This window comes from Larkinella punicea, assembly GCF_003334855.1.
Classification (GTDB): Bacteria; Bacteroidota; Bacteroidia; order Cytophagales; family Spirosomataceae; genus Larkinella; species Larkinella punicea.
The window spans coordinates 55,375-75,669 of sequence record NZ_QOWE01000030.1 but is presented as its reverse complement, the minus strand read 5'-3'; the positions used below and the strand labels follow the sequence as shown (position 1 = coordinate 75,669).

14 protein-coding genes are annotated in these 20,295 nt (G+C 51.0%); 11 read left to right on the top strand and 3 right to left on the bottom strand.

The window, feature by feature from the left end; all coding sequences use genetic code 11:
• Window positions 1–85 precede the first annotated feature (85 nt).
• The 6 genes from DUE52_RS28105 to DUE52_RS28080 all read left to right on the top strand — a co-directional run bounded on the left by DUE52_RS28105 (window position 86) and on the right by DUE52_RS28080 (window position 7,478).
• Window positions 86–1,075, top strand: a complete 990-nt coding sequence (locus DUE52_RS28105; protein WP_114409452.1) for a DUF6089 family protein — start codon at window positions 86–88, stop codon at window positions 1,073–1,075.
• Window positions 1,057–1,818: a type IX secretion system protein PorG gene (gene porG / locus DUE52_RS28100; protein ID WP_222930336.1), complete on the top strand. Its 762-nt coding sequence runs from the start codon at window positions 1,057–1,059 to the stop codon at window positions 1,816–1,818. The genes DUE52_RS28105 and porG overlap by 19 nt, the downstream gene beginning before the upstream one ends.
• Window positions 1,819–1,902: 84 nt before the next feature.
• Complete coding sequence (locus tag DUE52_RS28095) at window positions 1,903–2,694, top strand: M23 family metallopeptidase (protein WP_114409420.1); 792 nt, start codon at window positions 1,903–1,905, stop codon at window positions 2,692–2,694.
• A gap of 199 nt (window positions 2,695–2,893) precedes the next feature.
• Window positions 2,894–3,274: a hypothetical protein gene (locus tag DUE52_RS28090; protein WP_114409419.1), complete on the top strand. Its 381-nt coding sequence runs from the start codon at window positions 2,894–2,896 to the stop codon at window positions 3,272–3,274.
• 237 nt (window positions 3,275–3,511) lie between these two features.
• Window positions 3,512–6,655 carry a two-component regulator propeller domain-containing protein gene (locus tag DUE52_RS28085; RefSeq protein WP_114409418.1) on the top strand — a complete coding sequence of 1,048 codons (3,144 nt, stop codon included), beginning with the start codon at window positions 3,512–3,514 and terminating at the stop codon, window positions 6,653–6,655.
• A gap of 19 nt (window positions 6,656–6,674) precedes the next feature.
• Window positions 6,675–7,478, top strand: a complete 804-nt coding sequence (locus tag DUE52_RS28080; protein WP_165841052.1) for a LytR/AlgR family response regulator transcription factor — start codon at window positions 6,675–6,677, stop codon at window positions 7,476–7,478.
• Between the two features lie 109 nt (window positions 7,479–7,587).
• Here DUE52_RS28080 and DUE52_RS28075 read toward each other — a convergent pair whose 3' ends face one another.
• Window positions 7,588–8,208 (bottom strand): hypothetical protein, encoded by a 621-nt coding sequence (locus DUE52_RS28075; RefSeq protein ID WP_114409416.1) that lies wholly within the window; start codon window positions 8,206–8,208, stop codon window positions 7,588–7,590.
• A 266-nt stretch (window positions 8,209–8,474) separates the two neighbouring features.
• Here DUE52_RS28075 and gyrB point away from each other — a divergent pair, with 266 nt between their 5' ends.
• Together gyrB and ppk1 are read left to right on the top strand one after the other, a co-directional pair.
• Entirely contained in the window at window positions 8,475–10,475 is a 2,001-nt protein-coding gene (gene gyrB, locus DUE52_RS28070; protein WP_114409415.1) for a DNA topoisomerase (ATP-hydrolyzing) subunit B, read from the top strand.
• 1,077 nt (window positions 10,476–11,552) lie between these two features.
• Window positions 11,553–13,874 carry a polyphosphate kinase 1 gene (gene ppk1 / locus DUE52_RS28065; protein ID WP_114409414.1) on the top strand — a complete coding sequence of 774 codons (2,322 nt, stop codon included), beginning with the start codon at window positions 11,553–11,555 and terminating at the stop codon, window positions 13,872–13,874.
• A gap of 117 nt (window positions 13,875–13,991) precedes the next feature.
• Here the strand turns inward: ppk1 and DUE52_RS28060 are convergent, their stop codons facing one another.
• Window positions 13,992–15,569: a hypothetical protein gene (locus DUE52_RS28060; RefSeq protein WP_114409413.1), complete on the bottom strand. Its 1,578-nt coding sequence runs from the start codon at window positions 15,567–15,569 to the stop codon at window positions 13,992–13,994.
• A gap of 306 nt (window positions 15,570–15,875) precedes the next feature.
• Here DUE52_RS28060 and DUE52_RS28055 point away from each other — a divergent pair, with 306 nt between their 5' ends.
• Together DUE52_RS28055 and DUE52_RS28050 are read left to right on the top strand one after the other, a co-directional pair.
• Entirely contained in the window at window positions 15,876–17,117 is a 1,242-nt protein-coding gene (locus DUE52_RS28055; protein ID WP_114409412.1) for a NupC/NupG family nucleoside CNT transporter, read from the top strand.
• 95 nt (window positions 17,118–17,212) lie between these two features.
• Complete coding sequence (locus DUE52_RS28050; protein WP_114409411.1) at window positions 17,213–18,886, top strand: fatty acid--CoA ligase; 1,674 nt, start codon at window positions 17,213–17,215, stop codon at window positions 18,884–18,886.
• Window positions 18,887–18,920: 34 nt separating this feature from the next.
• Here DUE52_RS28050 and DUE52_RS28045 read toward each other — a convergent pair whose 3' ends face one another.
• Window positions 18,921–19,478, bottom strand: coding sequence for a DUF1697 domain-containing protein (locus DUE52_RS28045; RefSeq protein ID WP_114409410.1), 558 nt, complete (start codon window positions 19,476–19,478; stop codon window positions 18,921–18,923).
• Between the two features lie 350 nt (window positions 19,479–19,828).
• Here DUE52_RS28045 and DUE52_RS28040 point away from each other — a divergent pair, with 350 nt between their 5' ends.
• Window positions 19,829–20,173, top strand: a complete 345-nt coding sequence (locus DUE52_RS28040) for a hypothetical protein (RefSeq protein ID WP_114409409.1) — start codon at window positions 19,829–19,831, stop codon at window positions 20,171–20,173.
• Window positions 20,174–20,295 lie beyond the last annotated feature (122 nt).

Below are 20,295 nucleotides of genomic sequence, written 5' to 3'. Positions count from 1 at the left end.
GAGGAGGAGCTTGACCAAACCGGTCAAAACTTCAATCGATGAATCAGAGGCTCCGGGTTTCCGGTGCGGTAGTAAGCAAAGAAACATGAAGAATAACCTACTGATTACCAGTTTGATTGCCGCCACCTGTCTGGCGTTGCAAGCGGTCGATGCACAGGCGCAAAATGGCAGAAATCCCTTCGTGCCCTATTCGGAAGTGGGTCTGGGACTGGGAACCGCCAGCTATTACGGCGAGATTGCCGGGTATCGAAAACCCCTTAAATCCACATTTCTAATGATGCGCTGGAGTGCCGGAGCCATGTATACCCGGCACTTTACGCCGAAGTTGGCCGCGCGTGCGTCGTTTACCTGGGCGCGAATCGCCGGCGACGATTATACGTACAATCGCAAAGATCTCAATTCCGGCATTGTTCAGTACGCCCGGAACCTGCATTTTCGCAATGACCTGAAGGAATTTGCCCTGTCCGGGATTTACCAGTTTGTGCCGGACGGACGCAATCCGAATTACCGCGCAAAACTGACGCCGTATGTATTTTTGGGGATTGCGGCTTTGGCCCACAGCCCGGAAGCCCGGACCCCGGTTGGCTTCGGTACCACACCCGACGACACGGAACAGCGCTGGGTAAAACTGCAGCCGCTCGGAACGGAAGGGCAGGGGCAAAACGGCGTAAAACCGTATTCTCTGGTAACCCTGGCGATTCCGGTGGGCTTTGGGGTGAAATACCGGCTGAACGACCGGTTTGGTCTGGCCGGTGAAATTGGATTCCGCTATACGCCCAGCGATTACCTGGACGATGCCGGTGGAGCCTACCCCGATCCAACCATTCTGAAAGACGACCTGGCGCGGGTGATGTCCGACCGTCGGCTGGAGCCGACCGCTGCCCGGAAAGGGGGTGACCGCGTTGCTGAATTACAAAATTACCTGAACACGACCGACCCTATGGGCGTGCTGGCTGCCGATCCCGCTTATGCGACGCGGGGGGCCGACGGGGTTTTCAACGATGGCTACATGACCATTAGCTTTCAGGTACATTATGTTCTGACGCCACGAATTAAATGCCCACCGATCAAATAAATTACCCCTTGTCTGTCTGCCCGTATTTTTTGGTGCCTGATCGTAAGTCGGTCGTCCGTTTTCTGACGGATGGCTGGGTGATAACAGTTTTTTGTCTGGTGATGAACTCTAGCGCATGGGCGCAATCGACTCCGACCTGGGAAGTGGGTGCCGGTCTGGGCGGAATGATTTACAAGGGCGATCTGGCCCCCAGCCTGATCCCGGGAAACATCCGGCCCGCCGGTAATTTGCTGGTGCGCTACAACGTCAGCCAGCCGTTTACGGTGCGGATCAACGCCGGTTTAGGCCAGATTGCCGGGAAAGACAGCCGGTTCAACGATCCGTTTCAACAGGCGCGTGATCTGTCGTTCAAGACCTCGATCCGGGAACTGAACGTGTTGATGGAATACAACTTCCTGAATTATGCCAGCCAGCGGAAAGTGAAAAACTGGACGCCCTACGTATTTGGCGGACTGGGCTTGTTCACCTTTAAGCCCAATCCCCAAAGTCCGGGCTACCAGCGAAAATCGCTCTTTAATTTCCCGCTGGGCGTGGGCGTGAAGTATGAATTTAAACGACCCTGGAGTCTGGGGCTGGAATATGGGACCCGGTTTTCCGGATCCGATTACCTGGACAATTTCGGAGCAAATACCTTTAGTGATACGGATAAATTACGAAACGGCGACCCCGGTTCCAAAGATACGTACACCTACCTTGGCATCACGTTGACCTACCGTTTCTACCGGATTACGTGCCCTGAATAACCATATTCGGGACTTTTTGCGTATTTTTGGCCTTCAGCGGATCGAATACAACTCGTTATTGTGAAATCAGGATTTTGGGAAACTATGCGGTGGATCGGCGTCCTAAGCGCTTTGTGGATTGGTTTATCAAATTCAGCTTCGTCGCAAACCGTGGCCTGGGCCGGGTCCGACATTCCGCCGGTCGATTCGATGTGTTACCAGTTTCAGCGGCTTTATACCCAGATTCGGGAAGAAAGTGTGTTGCCCGATTCGGCCCGTAAATTCTTTAGTGACATCATGTTCGGCCTGCGCGGCAAATTCCGCACCGCCGAACCTTTCCGGCTCGACAGCACCCGACGGGACAGCATTCTCCGAACGGCCTATTTTTCATTCCCGCTCCGCAACTACTCCCCCGACGCCATTGGCGGTTCACACGGGGAAGGCTACCGGGCCAGGGGCTTCGACTTATTCGATTACAACGTTCGCGGGAGCCACCCTGCGCAGGACATTTTTATCTCCGACCGCAACCAGGACTGCATCGACGACAACACCGACCGCCCGGCCGACGTGCTGGCCATGACCAGCGGGGTGGTGCTGGCCATCGAAACCGCCTGGACGCCGGGGCAGGAATACCGGGGGGGTAACTGGATCTGGATTTATGACCCTATTCTCGACGGCTTGTGGTATTACGCCCACAACAACGCCATTGTGGTTCGCCCGGGCGACTGGGTACAATCGGGGCAAAAGATTAGCGAAGTAGGCCGAACCGGCTTCAACGCCTACGCAACCCGTTCGCCAACGCATCTGCACATCATGTACCTGCAACTCCAGGCCGACGGACTCCCGCAACCCCAAAACCCCTACGCATGGCTGCTAACCGCCAGGAACTTTAATTAGTTAAGAGTTAAGAGTTAATGCGTCAGCCAACTCTTAACTCTTCCTTCCTAACTCCTTACCGTTCAATAATACATCGCTTCGTTCCTCTATTTCATCGGCTGTGGGTAGCTATTCGTCTGGCTGGAAAGGCATTGTCTGATCCCGCGGGCGGTTGTGATTAATTTTGATCCATTAATCACCAACAACATTTACTACTGCCATGAAAAAAAATGTTTTAGCACTGGTCACGCTCCTTGCCGTTGTTAGCTGTAAAGATTCCAACGAAGTAAAACCGGAGGATTTAGGCTCTTATCTGATTTATACCAGCCTGTCGGCTTCAAAGTTTGACCAGGTCGAGGTGAAACTGGACGGAAAAACCGTCGGATTGCTCTCCAAACCGTATCTGGCCACAACCCAGCAAAGTGTGCCGCCCTGCGGGTCTGAAACGGCGGGCGTCGTTCTGAACATCAGTCGGCCGGTTGGCAGTTACTCGCTCGATGCCGTAGCAACGCTGAATGGCAAGCAGGTGACCAAATGGTCGAGTTCGGTGCGGTTTGAGGTGGGCAGTTGCAAGAGAACCCGCCTGACCTCCGACCTGTAAGTGTCAATCGTGCCCTTCAACCGTCTTGACGTACCCGTACCCATCGTTTTTATCCACACCCATCGAACAGACGAGCCACACTGCGCAGTGTGGCTCGTCTGCTTTTTGAAAAAATCATAGGAAGTGATCGGCACTTTATGAACGCTCAAAAGCCATTTTCATCGGTTCAGGATCGCACCCCATTGTGATACCGCGACATCCTTTGTACCTTGATTGTCATCATTCTATCGCATTGTCATGCCCATTTACTTGCTCCTTCAGCGAAACTATAGCCTGATCCGGCTCCTGATCGGATTGGTGAGTTGCGGTTGGACGGGGGTGGGCGTGGCCCAGCAATTTTCCGACCGAACCTACGGCGTCTACGACGGTTTGTCGTACGTCTATGTGTCGGGTTTGTATCAGGACCGTGTTGGCAGAATCTGGATCGGTACGTATTTTGGACTCAATTATTTCAACGGCGTTCCTCCGATTATCAACCAGCGCCAAATTCCGGCCTTGCCGGACGGGGGCGACAATCTGACCGATGCGCCCGACGGAACGGTGTGGGCCTGCGCGGGAAACCGCCTGTTCCGGATGAACAACATCACCACAACAGGGCTGACCGTCAAGGAGTTTTCGGTCAACTACGGGCGGAAGGAACCCCAGCAGCAAGTGGTGTTCATGACCGCCGACCACGAAAACAAGCTGTGGTTTGCCGCCCGAATGGAACCGGGGAACATTGGCCAGCGGCTGTATTGCTGGGAGAAAGACCGGATGCAGGATGTAACCCGACGGTTTTTTACCAATCCGGAACAACGGTTTCGGGGCATCCTGACCGATTGGCCCAATCGCCGGATTCTGTTGCTGACCGATGACGGCCGGTTGTGGGAAGTGAAGAAAAACCGCCTGACCTTGCTGGTCGACCGACTTGCTTTGACACAGTTGCTGACCGATCCGGCGGGGCGTTTTTATGCGATGGCCGGGTCGACGGTTTACCGGATTGAAAACCAGACGGTGAGTAAATTGTATGACGTGCCGGTTCCGGTTTCCGAAGTATCGCTGTGTGCCATTGGCCTCAATGGCGAACTGGCTTTTCAGAAAACGAAGGGAGACCTTGACATCTGCTGGTATGATGGCAAAACGGTGACCAACTCCCACATCAGTTCGTCACCAGCCAACCGGCTGCTGTTCGATCACCGGGGGGATCTTTGGGTTGGCACGGCGCATCATGGGCTGATCAACATCAAAATGAGTGGCTGGCAATATTTCGACAACTCGGAAGGCTGGCTGGAAGAAACCAACAACGTGGCCGAAGACCGGAACGGCGTCATCTGGTTTGGTTCCTGGGGAAAAGGGCTCAGCCGCCTGACTGAGAAGGGCATTGTGGCCGACCGGACGTATCGCAAATCGATGCCCACCGACTATTTCCAGCCCGCAAGCCAGACGGATGCCGACGGAAATATCATCCTGGTGGCCGAACCGAAAAAAGGCGTTTTCCGATTCGACGGCCAGACTTTTAGCCGGTTACCGGGTTCCGATACGGCAACGTTGCCGTTGGGTTTCTACGACGATATCCGTCGAAACCGTTATCTGGTTGTTTCCAACACGGATTTATTCATTTACAACCGCCGGACGCTGGCACTCCTGGACGTGGTGCCGATGCCGCCCGACCAGTATGGAAACATTGAAACCGACCAACTCGGGCGTTTCTGGATTTCCGGATTGAACAAAACCCTCTTGTGGAACGGCTCCAGTCGCTCATTCCGGCAGCTTACCCAAAAAAATAAGGGATTGCCGACCCAGACGCTGGCTGAAGTCCGTCGAGATAAACGCGGAAACCTGTGGCTCTCGACTGGGAACGGGCTCTGGTTGTACGATTATAAAACATACCGGCGGATCGCTCCCGGCTTCATCCAGCGAACCATCACCTATTGCCGACCCGTGGGGCGTTTCCTGCTGGTTGGGACGCTGGAAGGCTTGTTTGTGTTCGATATGGAGCGGTTTTATGAAACGGGCGAAGAGTGGCTGGCATATTTTGACCGGGAAAACGGCTTTCGCGGAAGTCAGTGCATTTTTAATGGCATTCTGCTTGATTCACGCGGACGGCTGTGGGTTGCCACGCGCGACCGCATGATGATGATTTCGGAAAAGCGGCTTTTTCAGTTGTTAAAACCGGTGCCAACCCGCATTCAGGCATTTCGGGATATGCGATCCGGACGGATGGTGGAGACGCAAATGGGTGAAATAGCGTTCAAATCCAGCGAAAACGACCTGGAAGTTCAGCTTCAGAAAACCGGCGACACGGATTTACTGGCGAGTACGACTTACCAGTACCGCCTGGAACGTCTGGACGGCAACCCGACAACCCCCGAATGGTCAGAACCGATTCGCGAAAATTCGTTCACCCTGCAAAACCTGGGCGACGGCTCCTACCGGCTGACCCTTCAGGTGTTGCGCGCCGATGGGTTATGGAATACGGAACCCATTGTGCAGGCGTTTCGCATTGCTCCGCCCTGGTATGCCACCTGGGGGTTCCGAACGCTGGTGATTGTTCTGGTAGTTGGCGCGCTGTTTTACGGGCGTCTGCGGCAGGTGCGGGTGCTGGCGCAACGCCGGTTGAAACAGCTCCAGATTCAGCGACGGGTGGCGCAACTGGAAGTGGAAGCTGCCAACCGGGAAAAGCAGGAGTCGGAAATCCGGCGTCAACTGGCCGAAGCCAGCCGGAAGCGGGCCTTGCTGGAGGTAAAAGCCATTACGAATCAGATCGATCCACATTTTGTTGCCAATTTCCTGACTGCCATTCAGTCGATTACCTACGAGTCGGACCCGGACACCGTGGTGAGTTATCTGGCCAAGTTTGGCTCCATTTTCCGGAATCAGTTGATGACCCGCAGCCGGGTTTTCTGGACGCTTCAGGAGGAACTGGAGTTTGTGCGAAATTACCTGGATCTGGAAAAATTGCGGTTTGGCGACCGGATTCAGTTTACAATCGAGGTGTGTGAAGGCATTCCGATGGAGACCAACCTGCCCAAAATGCTGATTCAGGGCTATGTTTCCAACGCCATCAAACACGGGCTGGAACACAAACCCAAAGGCGGAACCGTAAGCATTTACGTTGGCCAGTCAGCAGGTTGTCTGCAAATCAAAGTGGAAGACGATGGGGTAGGGCTGGTGAAAGCCCGGCAATACCGGCGTCGGAGCACGGGCCGCGGATTGAACATCAACCAGGCGGTTTTCGACCAGCTTAACCAGTATAACGAATTGAAAAGCGCACAGCACGTAACCGATTTGACTAACTTTGAAACCGGCGTGTCGGGGGTTCGGCTGGAGGCCCTTTTGCCGCTTCACCCGGTTTTGCCACCGGAAGAGAATGTGGTCGATTCTGACGAACCGGTTTCCTGATCTTTTTAAACGACTCGCTATGAATGCATTGATGGTACGATCGGTCATTATCGACGACGAACTGCCGGTTCGGCGAACGTTGCGCAGCATGTTATCCTCCGTGCCGGAAGTGAGCGTGGTGGGCGAAGCCGGCAATGTGACGGAGGGGCTGGATTTGATTGCGGAACAAAAACCGGATCTGATTTTTCTGGACATCAAGATGCCCATCCGCAGCGGTTTTGAATTGCTGGATGAGCTTACGTTGCAACAACAGTTTTACGGCGTCATTTTCATCTCGGGCTATCCCGACGATGCGCTCACGGCGGTTCAAAAGGCCGCCCCGCATCCTCACTCGGATTTTGTGGTGAAGCCCATCGATCCGCTGATTCTGAAAGAGAAGTTCCGACTGTTTTACCACAAGTGGAAGGCCGACAAGGAGCATGAAATCGAGCTGACGGCTCAACTGGAAAGAGCGTTCAGTCAGAACCCGGAGTCGGCGGTTTTGTCGGGCCCCCGGTTTCTGACGTTTCAAAATTCGGTGGCGCTCCACCGCATCGAGGTGGCCGACATCATGTACTGCGAATCGGCCAACAAGCAGATCAACGTCTATTGCTCCAAACAGGAACACCTCAACGTGCCGAATCTAACGCTCGATACGCTCGAAAAACTCCTGCCACCGGATCATTTCATCCGGATCGGGAAAAGCCACATCCTGAACCGGGAAGCCATCAGTTACCTCGAAAAAGGTGCCCGGCCCAAATGCCGTCTCGTTCTCGGCCACCGCGTCCGCGAACTGCTGATTTATGCGAGTAATGTCTGGAAAGTAGAGGAAAGCTATTCTTGAAAAGAAATACTAAATACAAAATGAGTAATGCTGAATGTAAAAGTATTCCGATAGCGATTCGATTACTTTTACATTCAGCATTACTCATTTTGCATTTAGTATTCCCTTCTTATTGCCCCAAAAGAATCTTATTCGTCATTTCCTTATCGATCGTGATATAACCGGGATAGTTGACTTTCTTATTCCCCAGCGCAAGGGTTGGTTTGATTTTGATCGTCAGCATCGACGGTTTGGCGCTGTTCGATCCGCTCATGTTTCGCACCAGATCTGTGAACGCACCGCGGTTTTTTTCGTCGGTCATCAGTTTGTAGGCATTGGCGTTCAGCTTGATCGGAACGCGCGTTGAGCCGCCACCGGGGGCTACTTCGATGCGCTGGTTGACAAACCCGTTAAAGAGTTCCTGTTCCGCCAGCATAATTTTGTATTCCAACTGGTCGATAGCCGCCGTTTTATTGGTCGGATTGGTGATGTCGATGTTGATCCGGGCGCTCAGCGGAATGCTTTTGGTCATGAATCCCGTGGCCAGTTGCGGATACTTCATGGGATTCAGATCTTCCAGATTTTTCAGTTTCCGAACGTCGATGCCGGACAGATAAACGCTGTCGGCCGATGTGATATTGAATTTGCAATCGCCCAGAGCTTTGGCCTGCGTGATCTGGCGGTTGACGCTGCATTGGCTGAAAGTCAGTGCGAAGGCAGAAATGGCTACGAAAAACAACAGTTTTCTCATGTACTTGCTATGCTTGATGGATGTTCCCTTTAGATAGACGAAAAAGGGATTGGTTTAGTTTTAAAAATGCCAATTCCCGCTCATTTTTACCGCTATTCGTAAACACAAAATTTTGCTGTCCATTGTTTTGTAGGTATATTTATACGTTAAGCCGAACGGGGCTAGGAAATGACCCGGAAAATTTGTATTTTTACTATCCGAAATCGTCCTTTTAACCGCATTTCTTATAACAATTCCGTAAAACGGAGCTATACTGATTGCATTCTATGACAAACGAATTAATTGAAGCCGACATCACACCCGAAGAACGTTCCAGAGGTAATTACGATGCAGACAATATCCAGGTCCTGGAAGGTCTCGAAGCCGTTCGGAAAAGACCGGCCATGTACATCGGCGATGTTGGTATCAAAGGGTTACATCACCTGATCTGGGAAGTAGTTGATAACTCCATCGACGAAGCTTTAGCCGGTTATTGTGATACCATTCAGGTTACGATTAACGAAGATAATTCGATTACGGTGAAAGATAACGGCCGGGGTATTCCGACCGGAATGCAGACTAAATTAGGCAAATCAGCCCTGGAAGTGGTCATGACCGTGCTTCATGCCGGGGGTAAATTCGACAAGGATACCTACAAAGTGTCCGGCGGTTTGCACGGCGTGGGGGTTTCCTGCGTGAATGCACTCTCGACGTTTCTGCACGTTGAAGTACACCGCGAAGGCAAAGTGTTCGAGCAGGAATACCACATCGGGCAGCCGGTTTATCCCGTTCGGGAAATCGGTACGGCAACGGATACCGGAACAACGGTGCGCTTCAAACCCGATGATTCGATTTTTACCGAAAGCGTTTACAAATACGATACCGTAGCCGGTCGTTTGCGCGAGCTGGCCTTCCTCAACAAACGCATTCGCATTACCCTGACCGATTTGCGTGATATGAACGAACAGGGCGAACCGCTGCACACGGAGTTTTATTCGGAAGGCGGTTTGACCGAGTTTGTGAAATATGTGGATGAAAGCCGTCCTTCCCTGGAAGGCATGTCGCCCATTTACATGGAACGCGAGACCGGGACGACGCCCGTTCAGGTGGCGATGGTCTACAACATGGAAGCAGGCGAAAACATCTCTTCCTACGTCAACAACATCAATACGATCGAAGGCGGCACGCACGTGCAGGGATTCCGAACCGCCTTGACCCGGATTCTGAAAGGCTATGCCGAACGCAATGCGCATTTGCTGGGGAAAAATTCCGGTAAAGTGACCTTCGACGGGAGCGACTTCCGCAAGGGGCTAACTGCCGTTATTTCGGTGAAAGTGGCCGAACCGCAGTTTGAAGGCCAAACCAAGACCAAACTGGGGAACAGCGATGTCGTTGGAGCCGTTAGCTCGACGGTGGCTGAAATGCTCGAAATGTGGCTGGAGGAACACCCGAAAGAAGCCTCGTCGATCGTTCGGAAGGTGTTGATTTCAGCACAGGCCCGAATTGCCGCCGATCTGGCCTATAAACGCATCATGACCGACCGCAAGGACTTCATGAGCGGGATGGGCTTGCCAGGTAAACTCGCCGACTGTTCGGACACCAATCCGGAGAATTGCGAAATCTACCTGGTGGAAGGGGATTCGGCCGGCGGTTCTGCCAAACAGGGCCGTAACCGCGCTTTCCAGGCGATTCTGCCGTTGCGGGGGAAAATCCTGAACGTGGAAAAAGCCCTGGAACACAAGATTTACGAAAACGAAGAAATCAAGAACATCATTACGGCGCTCGGGATTCGCTACGAACGCGTCAATGGCGAAACCGTGATGAATCTGGAGAAACTGCGGTATCATAAGGTGATCATCATGACCGATGCCGACGTCGATGGTAGCCACATCCGGACGCTGATTCTGACCCTGTTTTTCCGCCACATGCGCTCGCTGATCGACAATGCGTTTCTGTACATCGCCCAGCCACCGTTTTATCTGGTCAAAAAAGGCAAGGAAGAACGGTATTGCTGGACCGAGCAACAACGCGAAGCCGCTATTCGGGAACTGGCCGGATCGGGTCGTGAGGAGAACGTGAACGTGCAGCGGTACAAAGGTCTGGGAGAAATGAATCCGGAGCAGTTGTGGAGCACGACGATGGACCCCGAGAAACGGAGCCTCAAGCGAGTGACCATCGAGTCGGCCGCCGAAGCCGACCACGTCTTTTCGACCCTGATGGGCGATGAGGTGGCCCCCCGGCGGGAGTTCATTGAGCGAAACGCCAAATATGCAAAAGTAGACGTGTAAGACAGAGCGGGCGAATAGCCCGCTTTTTTTTTGTTCGCTCAGGAACGGTTATCCGGAATGTTCCGGGAAACCCCTGCTGGTAAAAACCATAATCCGGAAGAACGACAGGATTTTCTGTTTTTAGGGGCGGTTAGAAAAATAACGGATCAAATCGGGCAGGCTTTCAATAAACCAGTGAATGCTAAAATAAACCAGGATTACTGAAAAAAAACGCCAGGGTATTCTCGATTTTAGCCACATAGTACGGAGGGAGTTAATTTGATTTTATTTTTCGGACTAACAACCATTTGATTCAATGACTTGATGTCGCCGGTAATTTTTAGTTGCTACCCAAAAGGTTCAATTAATGGCACATGTTAAAGGGCGACAGAATGGCGTTGTATGATAAGTATGCTGCTGAGTCTGAACAGATAAAGTAGCTAAACAACTCATTGCTGCTTAGGACAAAAGGCTGTGAAAGGCTAGAATAGATTAGCCTGAATTTAGTGGAAAGCATCTAAAAAAAGGCCATCCGGCACCAAAACAGCTTTTTGAAGCGCTTTCAGGTTGTCACAATTGGTTTGAAAATCTGCCAATTTGTGTAGGAATTATTGCTGGTATTGCCAAAAAAACGATTTATTCGTTTTTTTATTGTTGAGCTAATCTACCGCATAACAGGTGAATAAATAGTGCTAATTGATAGACCCGATTGTCCGGGTCGTTCTTCAGCGGAACGGCATGTACGAGTCATCATAAGTCAATCCGTTTTTTAGATCAGTCGTTATAAAAACCGATACATTGATCCTGCTATTAGATTGATAATAAACAATTCTCGTACCAAAATTTCTAAAATACCACTGAAGATTTCAATTATAAATAAATTATTTTTGCATATGCAATGATTGAAAGGTTGTAACATTGAAAGAATTAATGCAAAAAATGCTTCGGCGTTCTTTTTTGCCGTTTTTTTGAGTGGACGACCCTTTTGGTACAGAATCTGTGCGTATGAAGTGGCAGGAAGGTGCCGTAAACTAAAAAGTAGCGTACGAAGTTGTTATACTATGCGTTACTTGAATACAATAAAGTTCATCCCTACCTATGACCGGCAAAAGTCCTTCACAAAAAGATAATATGGAAAGGAAGGGTTCTTTCGGGAATCTTTTCTCGTTTTTCTCAGGGCGTAAAGTAACTTTACCATCCGATTCGGAAGATGGTAAGGCTATGAAAATAAACGAAAAACTGGCGAATGTCATCGACCAGAGCAACTACATCAGCCGTGACCTGAGCTGGCTGAAATTCAACGACCGGGTATTGGATCAGGCCCGAACGCCCGAACGTCATCTGCTCGACCGACTCAAGTTCCTGGCCATTACGGCGTCGAACCTGGACGAGTTTTTTACCATTCGCATCGGGAGTCTCTACAATTACCTCGACTACGGAAAAGAGCGCGTCGATTATTCCGGTTTGCGGGAAATTCCTTTCCGAAAAGCCCTGATGACGGCGGCACAGCAGTTCAGCCGGGACCAGCGTGCGGTTTTTGATGAATTGAAAGCGTCGTTCAAGGACATCGACTTTCGATTTGTCGGACTGGATGACCTTACCGACGACGAGCGGGTGAAGGCGGTCGATTATTTCGATCGGACCATTTATCCCATGCTGACGCCGATGGTCTACGACTATACACACACCTTTCCGATGTTGCTGGCAAAGGTGCTGATTTTCAGCGTTGTTACCCAGGACCCCAGTCGCCCCGTGAAAGCCGGGGATGATGACGAGAACCAGCGGTTATCGTTCGTTCAGATTCCGGCCAATCTGCCCCGTTTCATGCCATTTGAGCGCAAAGACGAAACGTGTTTTCTGCCAATTGAAGAGATTATCCGTCAGGAAATCAAGAAGTTATACCGGAATGTAGAAATCGACTCGGTTAATCTGATGCGGATAACGCGAAATGGCGATTTTACCCTGGAGGAAAGCGACGACATCGAAAACGATTTTATCGACGAAATCAAGCAGAAAATCAAAAACCGCCGGCTGGGTCGCGTGGTTCGTGTCGAAATTGAACCCAATGCGTCGGAATGGATGGTGAATCTGTTGAAAAAACGCTGGGAAATCGATGACTACAATCTGTTTGAAAATGCGGAACTGATTGATTATACGAGCCTTTGGCAAGTCGTTCGGCACCCGGAATTTCGTGATGAATTGCCTGCACCCCCAGCCCCCGTACCGGCTTTGGGAATGCGTCGGGAGAAAAATGCGGACATTTTCGAGTTGATGAAAGAGCGGGATATTCTGCTCCATCATCCCTATAACAACTTCGAGCCGGTGATGTCGCTGCTGGAACAGGCTGCCGAGGATCCGAATGTGCTAGCCATCAAACTCACAATTTATCGCCTGGCCAAACGGTCGCGGATCACAGAAGCCTTGCTGAAAGCCGCCGAAAATGGTAAACATGTTTCGGTTTTGTTTGAAGTAAAAGCCCGTTTCGACGAAGAAAACAACATTCGTGAAGCCCAGCGGCTGCAAAAAGCCGGCTGTTTTGTGATTTACGGGATCAGTAGTTATAAAACGCATACGAAACTGCTGCTGGTGGTTCGGAGTGAAGGTTCGCGCGTGGTTCGGTATGCCCACCTGTCGAGTGGAAACTACAACGAAGAGACGTCGAAACTTTACACTGACATCGGTTTGCTGACCACCGACGAGGTGTATACGCACGATATTTCCGAATTTTTCAATGTCATTACCGGACACTCGCTGCCCAACGATTACCAGTATTTGATTACTGCCCCGCGCGACATGCGGAAGCAACTGGTCAAGCTCATCCGGGCCGAATCCGAAAACGCCAGAGCGGGGTTACCGAGCGGTATTTGCATCAAAATCAACTCCCTGGAGGATCAGGAGGTGATTGACGAACTTTATAAGGCTTCTCAGGCGGGGGTGCCCATTCGGCTCATCGTACGCGGTATTTGCTGCCTGCGGCCCCATCGGCAGGGGTTGAGTGAGAACATTACCGTCCGGTCCATTGTCGGTGATTTTCTGGAACACACGCGTCTGTTTTATTTCCACAACAATGACGATCCGAAGATTTACGGCGGCAGTGCCGATGTCATGGTGCGTAGTTTCGACCGGCGCATCGAATCGTTGTTTTTGCTGGTGGACAAACGGGTGAAACAGCAGGCCATTCACCTGCTGGACTACAATCTGCGTGACAACGTCAACGCCTATGAACTTCACGAAGACGGGGTTTACGTGAGATGCTGCGCGGACGAAGAAACGGATCCGCCGTTCAATATTCAGAAGAAGTTTTTTGAAGTGACGCAGAAGGAAGTCATGCAGGCGAAATTATTCGTGAACGAAAAACCGATCGAACCTGAGCCGCCCCAACCGGAAACACAGCCGCAAACGGAGGTTCACACGAGTTAAGTTTACGGTATTCCGTTTACGCCGGGCCGTCGCTACGGTGGCTGACGCACGCTTCAAACGCGTCAGCCACCGTAGCGACGGCCCGGCGTAAACGGAATACCGTAAACCGTAAAACTACTATTTACAAAACTCCGGCGAGGCAATCTCGAACGCCAGTGTGTTGTGGTCGGGCACAAACCGGTTTTTCTCCAGTGGCCAGCTTGCTCCGCCATCGGTGCTAACCCGAATATCATACGGTTTTTTGACCTGCAGCTTATAGGACATGGTTTTGGTACTTTTTCGATCCAGGGTAACCAGATCGCGCCAATTCCGTTTTCCGGCCTCACTGTATTGCAAACGAATCCGGGCGGGTAACCTGGATTCGTCCAGTTTAGTGGGGGGCGGACACGCAAAATTAAAGCTTACGGTGATGGCAGGTGGAACTGCTAATTTTTGCAAATCCACGACTTGGGGGCTGCGGTTGCAGGTTTGCTGGGGCGCGGTTTCAAGCACCGGCTGGCCCGGATTTCCGCTACTATAGGCATCGTTGAAGGCAAAAATCTGCAACCGGACTTTTCGGTTCTGTAAAAGATTCGTCAGAACGATGCGGCTGCCGTTGTTCAAAGGCGAATAAAACGAGCTCAGTTCCTGCCGCGTATCGGCATCCACGACCTTGCATAGATACCGGATGTCAACCTGATTCAGTTTACTGCTTACCGTAAAAATAGGCCCCTCGTCGCAAACCGCCTGGGTCCAGCCCGCCACCCATAAAGCCGGATGCGAGATCGAAAGGCTGCATTCCGGTTGTCCGGTGGAAGCATTGCGGGTAACCAGCCCCGGTTTTTCCTGCTGCCAGTGGTTACTAACCCGGTCATAGCGGTACAATGGAATTTCGTCGCCCGGCTGAAGCGGGCGACCCAGGGCGGGGTTGATGGTGGCCGGATTGAGCGTCATGACCCAGGAAACCGGTTTCGAAACCTGTTGAACCAGCCGGAATTGGTCATCGTGAAACTCCAGCGAAAAAGCCCCCGCAATCTGGCTGAGTTGCAATGATCCCAACTTTTCTCCGCCAGCACTGGTAACCGACGACATGATTGAACCCGTCGGTAGAAAATCGGTAGGGTTGTTACCCCGGTTTTCGATGTGGAGCAAAGCCGCCGTCAAAGGGCCGCTCAAGTCCGTTCCACTGGCTGTCCTGAATTCAGTGCCGGGTTCGATCCGAACCGTTACATTGTCCTTTTTCTGGTTGACAACGGGCGTCTTGATGGCTAAGCCGGCGACAAGTGGTAGTTCGAACGCGTCTACCTGCGTTGCCGACAGGTGGGTAGGCGGATCACTCAGTTTCAGCCACTTTGGTGACAGGCTGTATCGGCCCGTATCAGCCAGTTTAACCGGCTGAATAATGTCCAGATAACCCACCGATTTGGCGGCAACAACAAAATTGAGTGGATCATTTTTCGAATAAATGGCCTCGGGAGAAGCTGCCAGAATCAAGACGCCATCCTCATTTACTTTGTAATTCGTCGTATTGAGGGTCGTCACAATTTGGTCGGCATCGGCCCCGGCCACCGCTAATTCAATCTCTTTTGGCATCGGCCCTTTCAGACTCCGGAACCGGAGCTCAACAATTCCGTTTTCAATGGGGTCTTTAAATCCAATTCCCACATCATCCAGTGGATTCTGGCAGGCATTGCTGATAACCAGCAAAGTTGTCATAAAAAAGGAAAATACTATCTTTTTCATATATCCAATAATTATTGAAATTATTCAATTAATTAATTGATAATCAGAGATAATAAGATAACAAATTTCTTCTGTTTTTGTCTGATAATTAGCAAAAAAAAGAGAATGGAAACGGTATGAAAGACACTGAACATCGGAGAAACCACGACATTCGCGAACAGGAAATAAACCGTTGCCCAATGAGAAAACCGGTTAATTCGCATTCGGGACCGATCAATCCTTCTTATCTTCACAAGTTTTTTGTAAACTACCGTACACTTCAACTAACCAGCGTATTGAATGAGCCGTTTTACCGGACTGATCGGCATCGTATTGATTCTGGGCATCGCCTATGCCATGTCAAACAACCGCAAAGCAATCAAGTATCGAACTGTGGGAGTCGGGTTGCTACTCCAGTTTGGATTGGCGGTTTTTATTCTGAAAACGGACATTGGTCAGCAGATTTTCCAGACACTGGGGCAGTTTGTCGACCGGCTTTTACAGAAATCAGTCAAGGGTGCTGAATTTGTCTTTTCTCCGTTGGTCAACCGTGAATTGCTCAGCAAAGCGTTCGGTCCCGAAAATGGCTTTATTTTCTTCTTTCAGGTCATTCCAACCATCATTTTCGTAGCGGTTCTGGTCAATATTTTCTACCATCTGGGCATCATGCAGCGGGTTGTGGCCGTGTTGGCGCGGTTCATGAAGTGGTTGATGGGCGTTAGTGGTGCCGAGGCATTGTCGAACGTTTCGAGTACGTTTGTCGGACAGGTCGAAGCACAGATCATGATCAAACCGTATCTGAAAACCATGACGCAATCGGAATTGCTGGCGTCGATGACAGGCAGTTTTGCCTGCATTGCCGGGGGTGTTCTGGCGGTGTATATTTCACTGGGCGTTCCGGCACCGTATCTGCTGGCGGCCAGTTTGATGGCCGCGCCGGGTGCGCTGGTGATCAGTAAAATCGTTTTTCCAGAAACGGAAGTCTCGGAAACGGAAGGCATCGTGAAGCTGGAAATCAAAAAAAGCCACGCCAACCTGCTCGATGCCATTGCTTCCGGCGCGGCTGAAGGGCTGAAAGTCGGTTTCAACGTCATTGCCATGCTGATCGGTTTCATCGCCCTAATGGCCTTGCTCGACAGCATTCTGTTCCGGATCGGGTATTACATTTTTGGCTTCCCCAACCTGAGTCTCAACTTTTTGCTGGGCCATGTCTTTTCCATCTTTGCCTGGGCCATGGGCGTTCCGTCGAAGGATATTCAGGCTGCGGGGTCGTTGATGGGTACCAAAATGGTGGTGAACGAGTTTGTGGCCTATCTCGACCTGGTGAAAATCAAAAGCACACTCGACCCCAAAACCATCGCCATCACCAGCTTCGCGCTCTGCGGATTTGCCAATTTTTCGTCGATTGCCATTCAGGTGGGCGGTATTGGCGAGCTGGCCCCTTCGCGCCGGAGCGATCTGGCCAAGCTGGGTTTCAAAGCCCTGATTTGCGGAACGCTGGCGTCGTATATGTCGGCAACGCTCGCCGGTTTGCTGCTGTAAAATAAAACCGCTGCAGGAGGGCAGGATTTGACTGAAATTCTATAATTTCAGCAGGATTTTCTTGTCCTATTACTAGCCTTCCTATCCCTCTTGTGATGATTGCTACGAAACTGATTCCCCGCACGGCTTCGGCTCAGGAGCAACCGCTTCTGGTAAAAACGATATTGGCACAGTCGCTCAACTACGAGCCACAGCGGGAAATTGTTTACCGCGACCTGTTCCGCATGAATTACGTGGAATTCAACCAGCGGGTTCGTCGTCTGGCCAATTTGCTAACTTCCAGTGGGGTGAAGCCGGGCGATACGGTAGCGGTTTTCGATTGGGACAGCCACCGGTATCTGGAGTGTTTTTTTGCCATTCCGTGCCTGGGGGCCATTCTGCACACGATCAACGTGCGGTTGTCTCCCGCGCAGATTCTGTATTGCATGAATCATGCGGAAGACAAAGTGGTGGTCATTCATGAAGATTTTCTACCGCTGCTCGATGCGATCAAAAGCCAGCTCACGACGGTCGAAACGTTTATTCTGGTGAGCGATAAAGTGTATCAAAATCAAGAGGTTGTGATTCCGGACGGTTTTGTCGGCGAATACGAAAGTCTGTTGAATACCGCTTCGGACCAGTACGATTTCCCGGATTTTGACGAAAATACCTGGGCTACGACGTTTTATACCACCGGCACCACCGGCAATCCGAAAGGTGTTTATTTTTCGCACCGGCAGTTGTTCATGCACACGATGGGGCTGGTGACCTACATCTGCGGGTATGAAGCCGTCGCGTTTCATTCGACCCATGATGTATACATGCCCATCACGCCCCTGTTTCATGTTCACGCCTGGGGTTTTCCGCTCCTGGCAACCATGCTGTCGGCGCGGCAGGTGTATCCGGGGCGGTATGAACCCGAAATGCTTCTGAAATTACTCCTAAAAGAAAAAGTAACCCTCTCGCACTGCGTCCCGACCATTCTGACGATGCTGGTGAATAGCCCGGTTGCCAGACAGGTGGATTTGAGTCGCTGGAAGGTCATCATCGGCGGCTCGGCGCTGACGAAAGGGCTGGCAAAAGCCGCCCTGGAACTGGGCATTCAAATCTATGCGGGTTATGGACTGTCCGAAACCGCTCCGATTCTGTCGCTCACCTACCTGAATGACACCGAACGTGCGTTGCCCATCGACGAGCAGGTGGAGTTTCGGACGCGGGCCGGTCGCATCGCGCCCTTTATCGACATCCAGTTGCAGGACGATGACGGACAGCCGGTTCCGCACGACGGTCATTCGCTCGGCGAACTGACAGCGCGGGGATTCTGGCTTACGCAGGGCTATTACAAGGAAACCGAGCGGGGCGAAGAACTATGGCGCAATGGCTGGCTCCACACGGGTGATGTGGCCGCCATCACACCCGACAACTGGGTGATCATTGCCGATCGCACCAAGGACGTCATCAAGTCAGGTGGCGAGTGGGTTTCGTCGCTGGCGATCGAAAACTGCCTGTCGCAAATCGAGGGCGTGGCGGAGTCGGCGGTGGTCGGTTTTCCGGACGAAAAATGGGGAGAACGTCCGCACGCGTTGGTGGTGTTGAAACCGGAGTATGCCGGCAAAGTGACGGCTGAAACGATCAAAACCGCCTTGCAGGGCCAGATTTCAAGCGGAGATATCAACAAATGGTATGTGCCGGATCGCATTGTGCTGGTCGGTGAAATTCCGAAAACCAGCGTCGGTAAAATAGATAAAAAGAAAATCCGGGCCGAGATGAAAGCGCTGATATTCTCCTGAAAAAGCCCCTTTCGGAGCAAAAAAATCCGGTTCGCTACTGGCCTGGATTTAACGATTGCATCATTTTTAAAAGCTCATTGACGGTTTTCCAGTTTCGGGTCGTGGCCGTTACCTTGAGCTTGTTTTCAAAAAAGGTATTGCTCAGTTTGGTGTTGCCATAACCGCCCGGGCAATACACGTATATTTCTTTTCCGGAGAGCACAAACCGGTCGGCACCGGATAACAAGTCCTTTATTTTGTCACCATTCGAGGGGTCGGGTGTATCCGATAAAAACGTAATATGAAGCTTATCGACCTCGGTGTTATCTTCCTGTAAAAAAGGATTTTGGGCAACGATGTCGGCCAGTTCGCTCAGCGACCGGGTCAAAACCGGCACCTGAAAGCCAAATGTTTCAGTAATTTTCTTCTCAATCTGTCTCGCCAGTTGTTCCTCGTCGGCAGCGGAATGCGTGAAAACGACGTTGCCGCTTTGAATGTACGTTTTGACCTGCTGGCAGTTCAAGCCCTCGAACAAGCACTTTAACTCGCTCATAGGGACTTTTTTTTGACCACTGACATTGATGCCACGGAGAATTGCGAGGGCGGTTTTCATAACGGTAAGAGCACCAAACAGTGGGTAAAAATACCTGTCTGGGTTTGTAAAATTAGTCTATCATTCAGAGTAGTATGCATATCCGTCGAACTCTTTTCCGACTTCTGCGTTTCTTTTTATAGAGAATACCAACAAACGCCGTATACGCCAGCGTAAAACGGAAAAGTTGGTGTTGTTAAATTGTAATGATCGGAGAAAAAGCAGTAACTATTTGCAAATTTGGCCGATTTTGCGAATTTTATTTGTATATTTCCCATATATGTACTTAATTTTGTAACGATTAAGGATTCAACACTCAAATGAGTAAACGGAGAAAAAACTTCTTTCTGCACCGGTTATTCTGCTGGCTAATGGCGCTGCACATCATCAACATTAGTGTCGATGTGCCCGAACATTTTTCGCCGAGAATGATTCATGGTGCCCAAAAAGAAGATTTATCCGTTAACCGCATTGAAAGCATCGGTGAGTTGATTCTTGAAAACTGGCTGGGCATTATCGACGCCCTTCCGGAACAGGACGATGCCAAAGAAGAGTCCGACGTTGCCAACATTGAACACGATTATTTCTCTGCTCCACTTTTTTCTTTTTCCTTAAAGCCCGTTTACTGGCGCCTGGCAGCCCGACCTGTTGGACTAACATCCATTCGTGTTTTTTCGCATGTTCAGGAGATAAACTCCCCTCCACCTCAAGCTTAAGGGGTCTTTGCGCTCAGGCGGAGCGCTTTCAATCCAGTACGATACTACCCTGTTACCTTTTTTATTGATTAGAAATCAGGTCGGACTTTGTTCAGGGATGAACATGTCCTGGCTTCCCTATA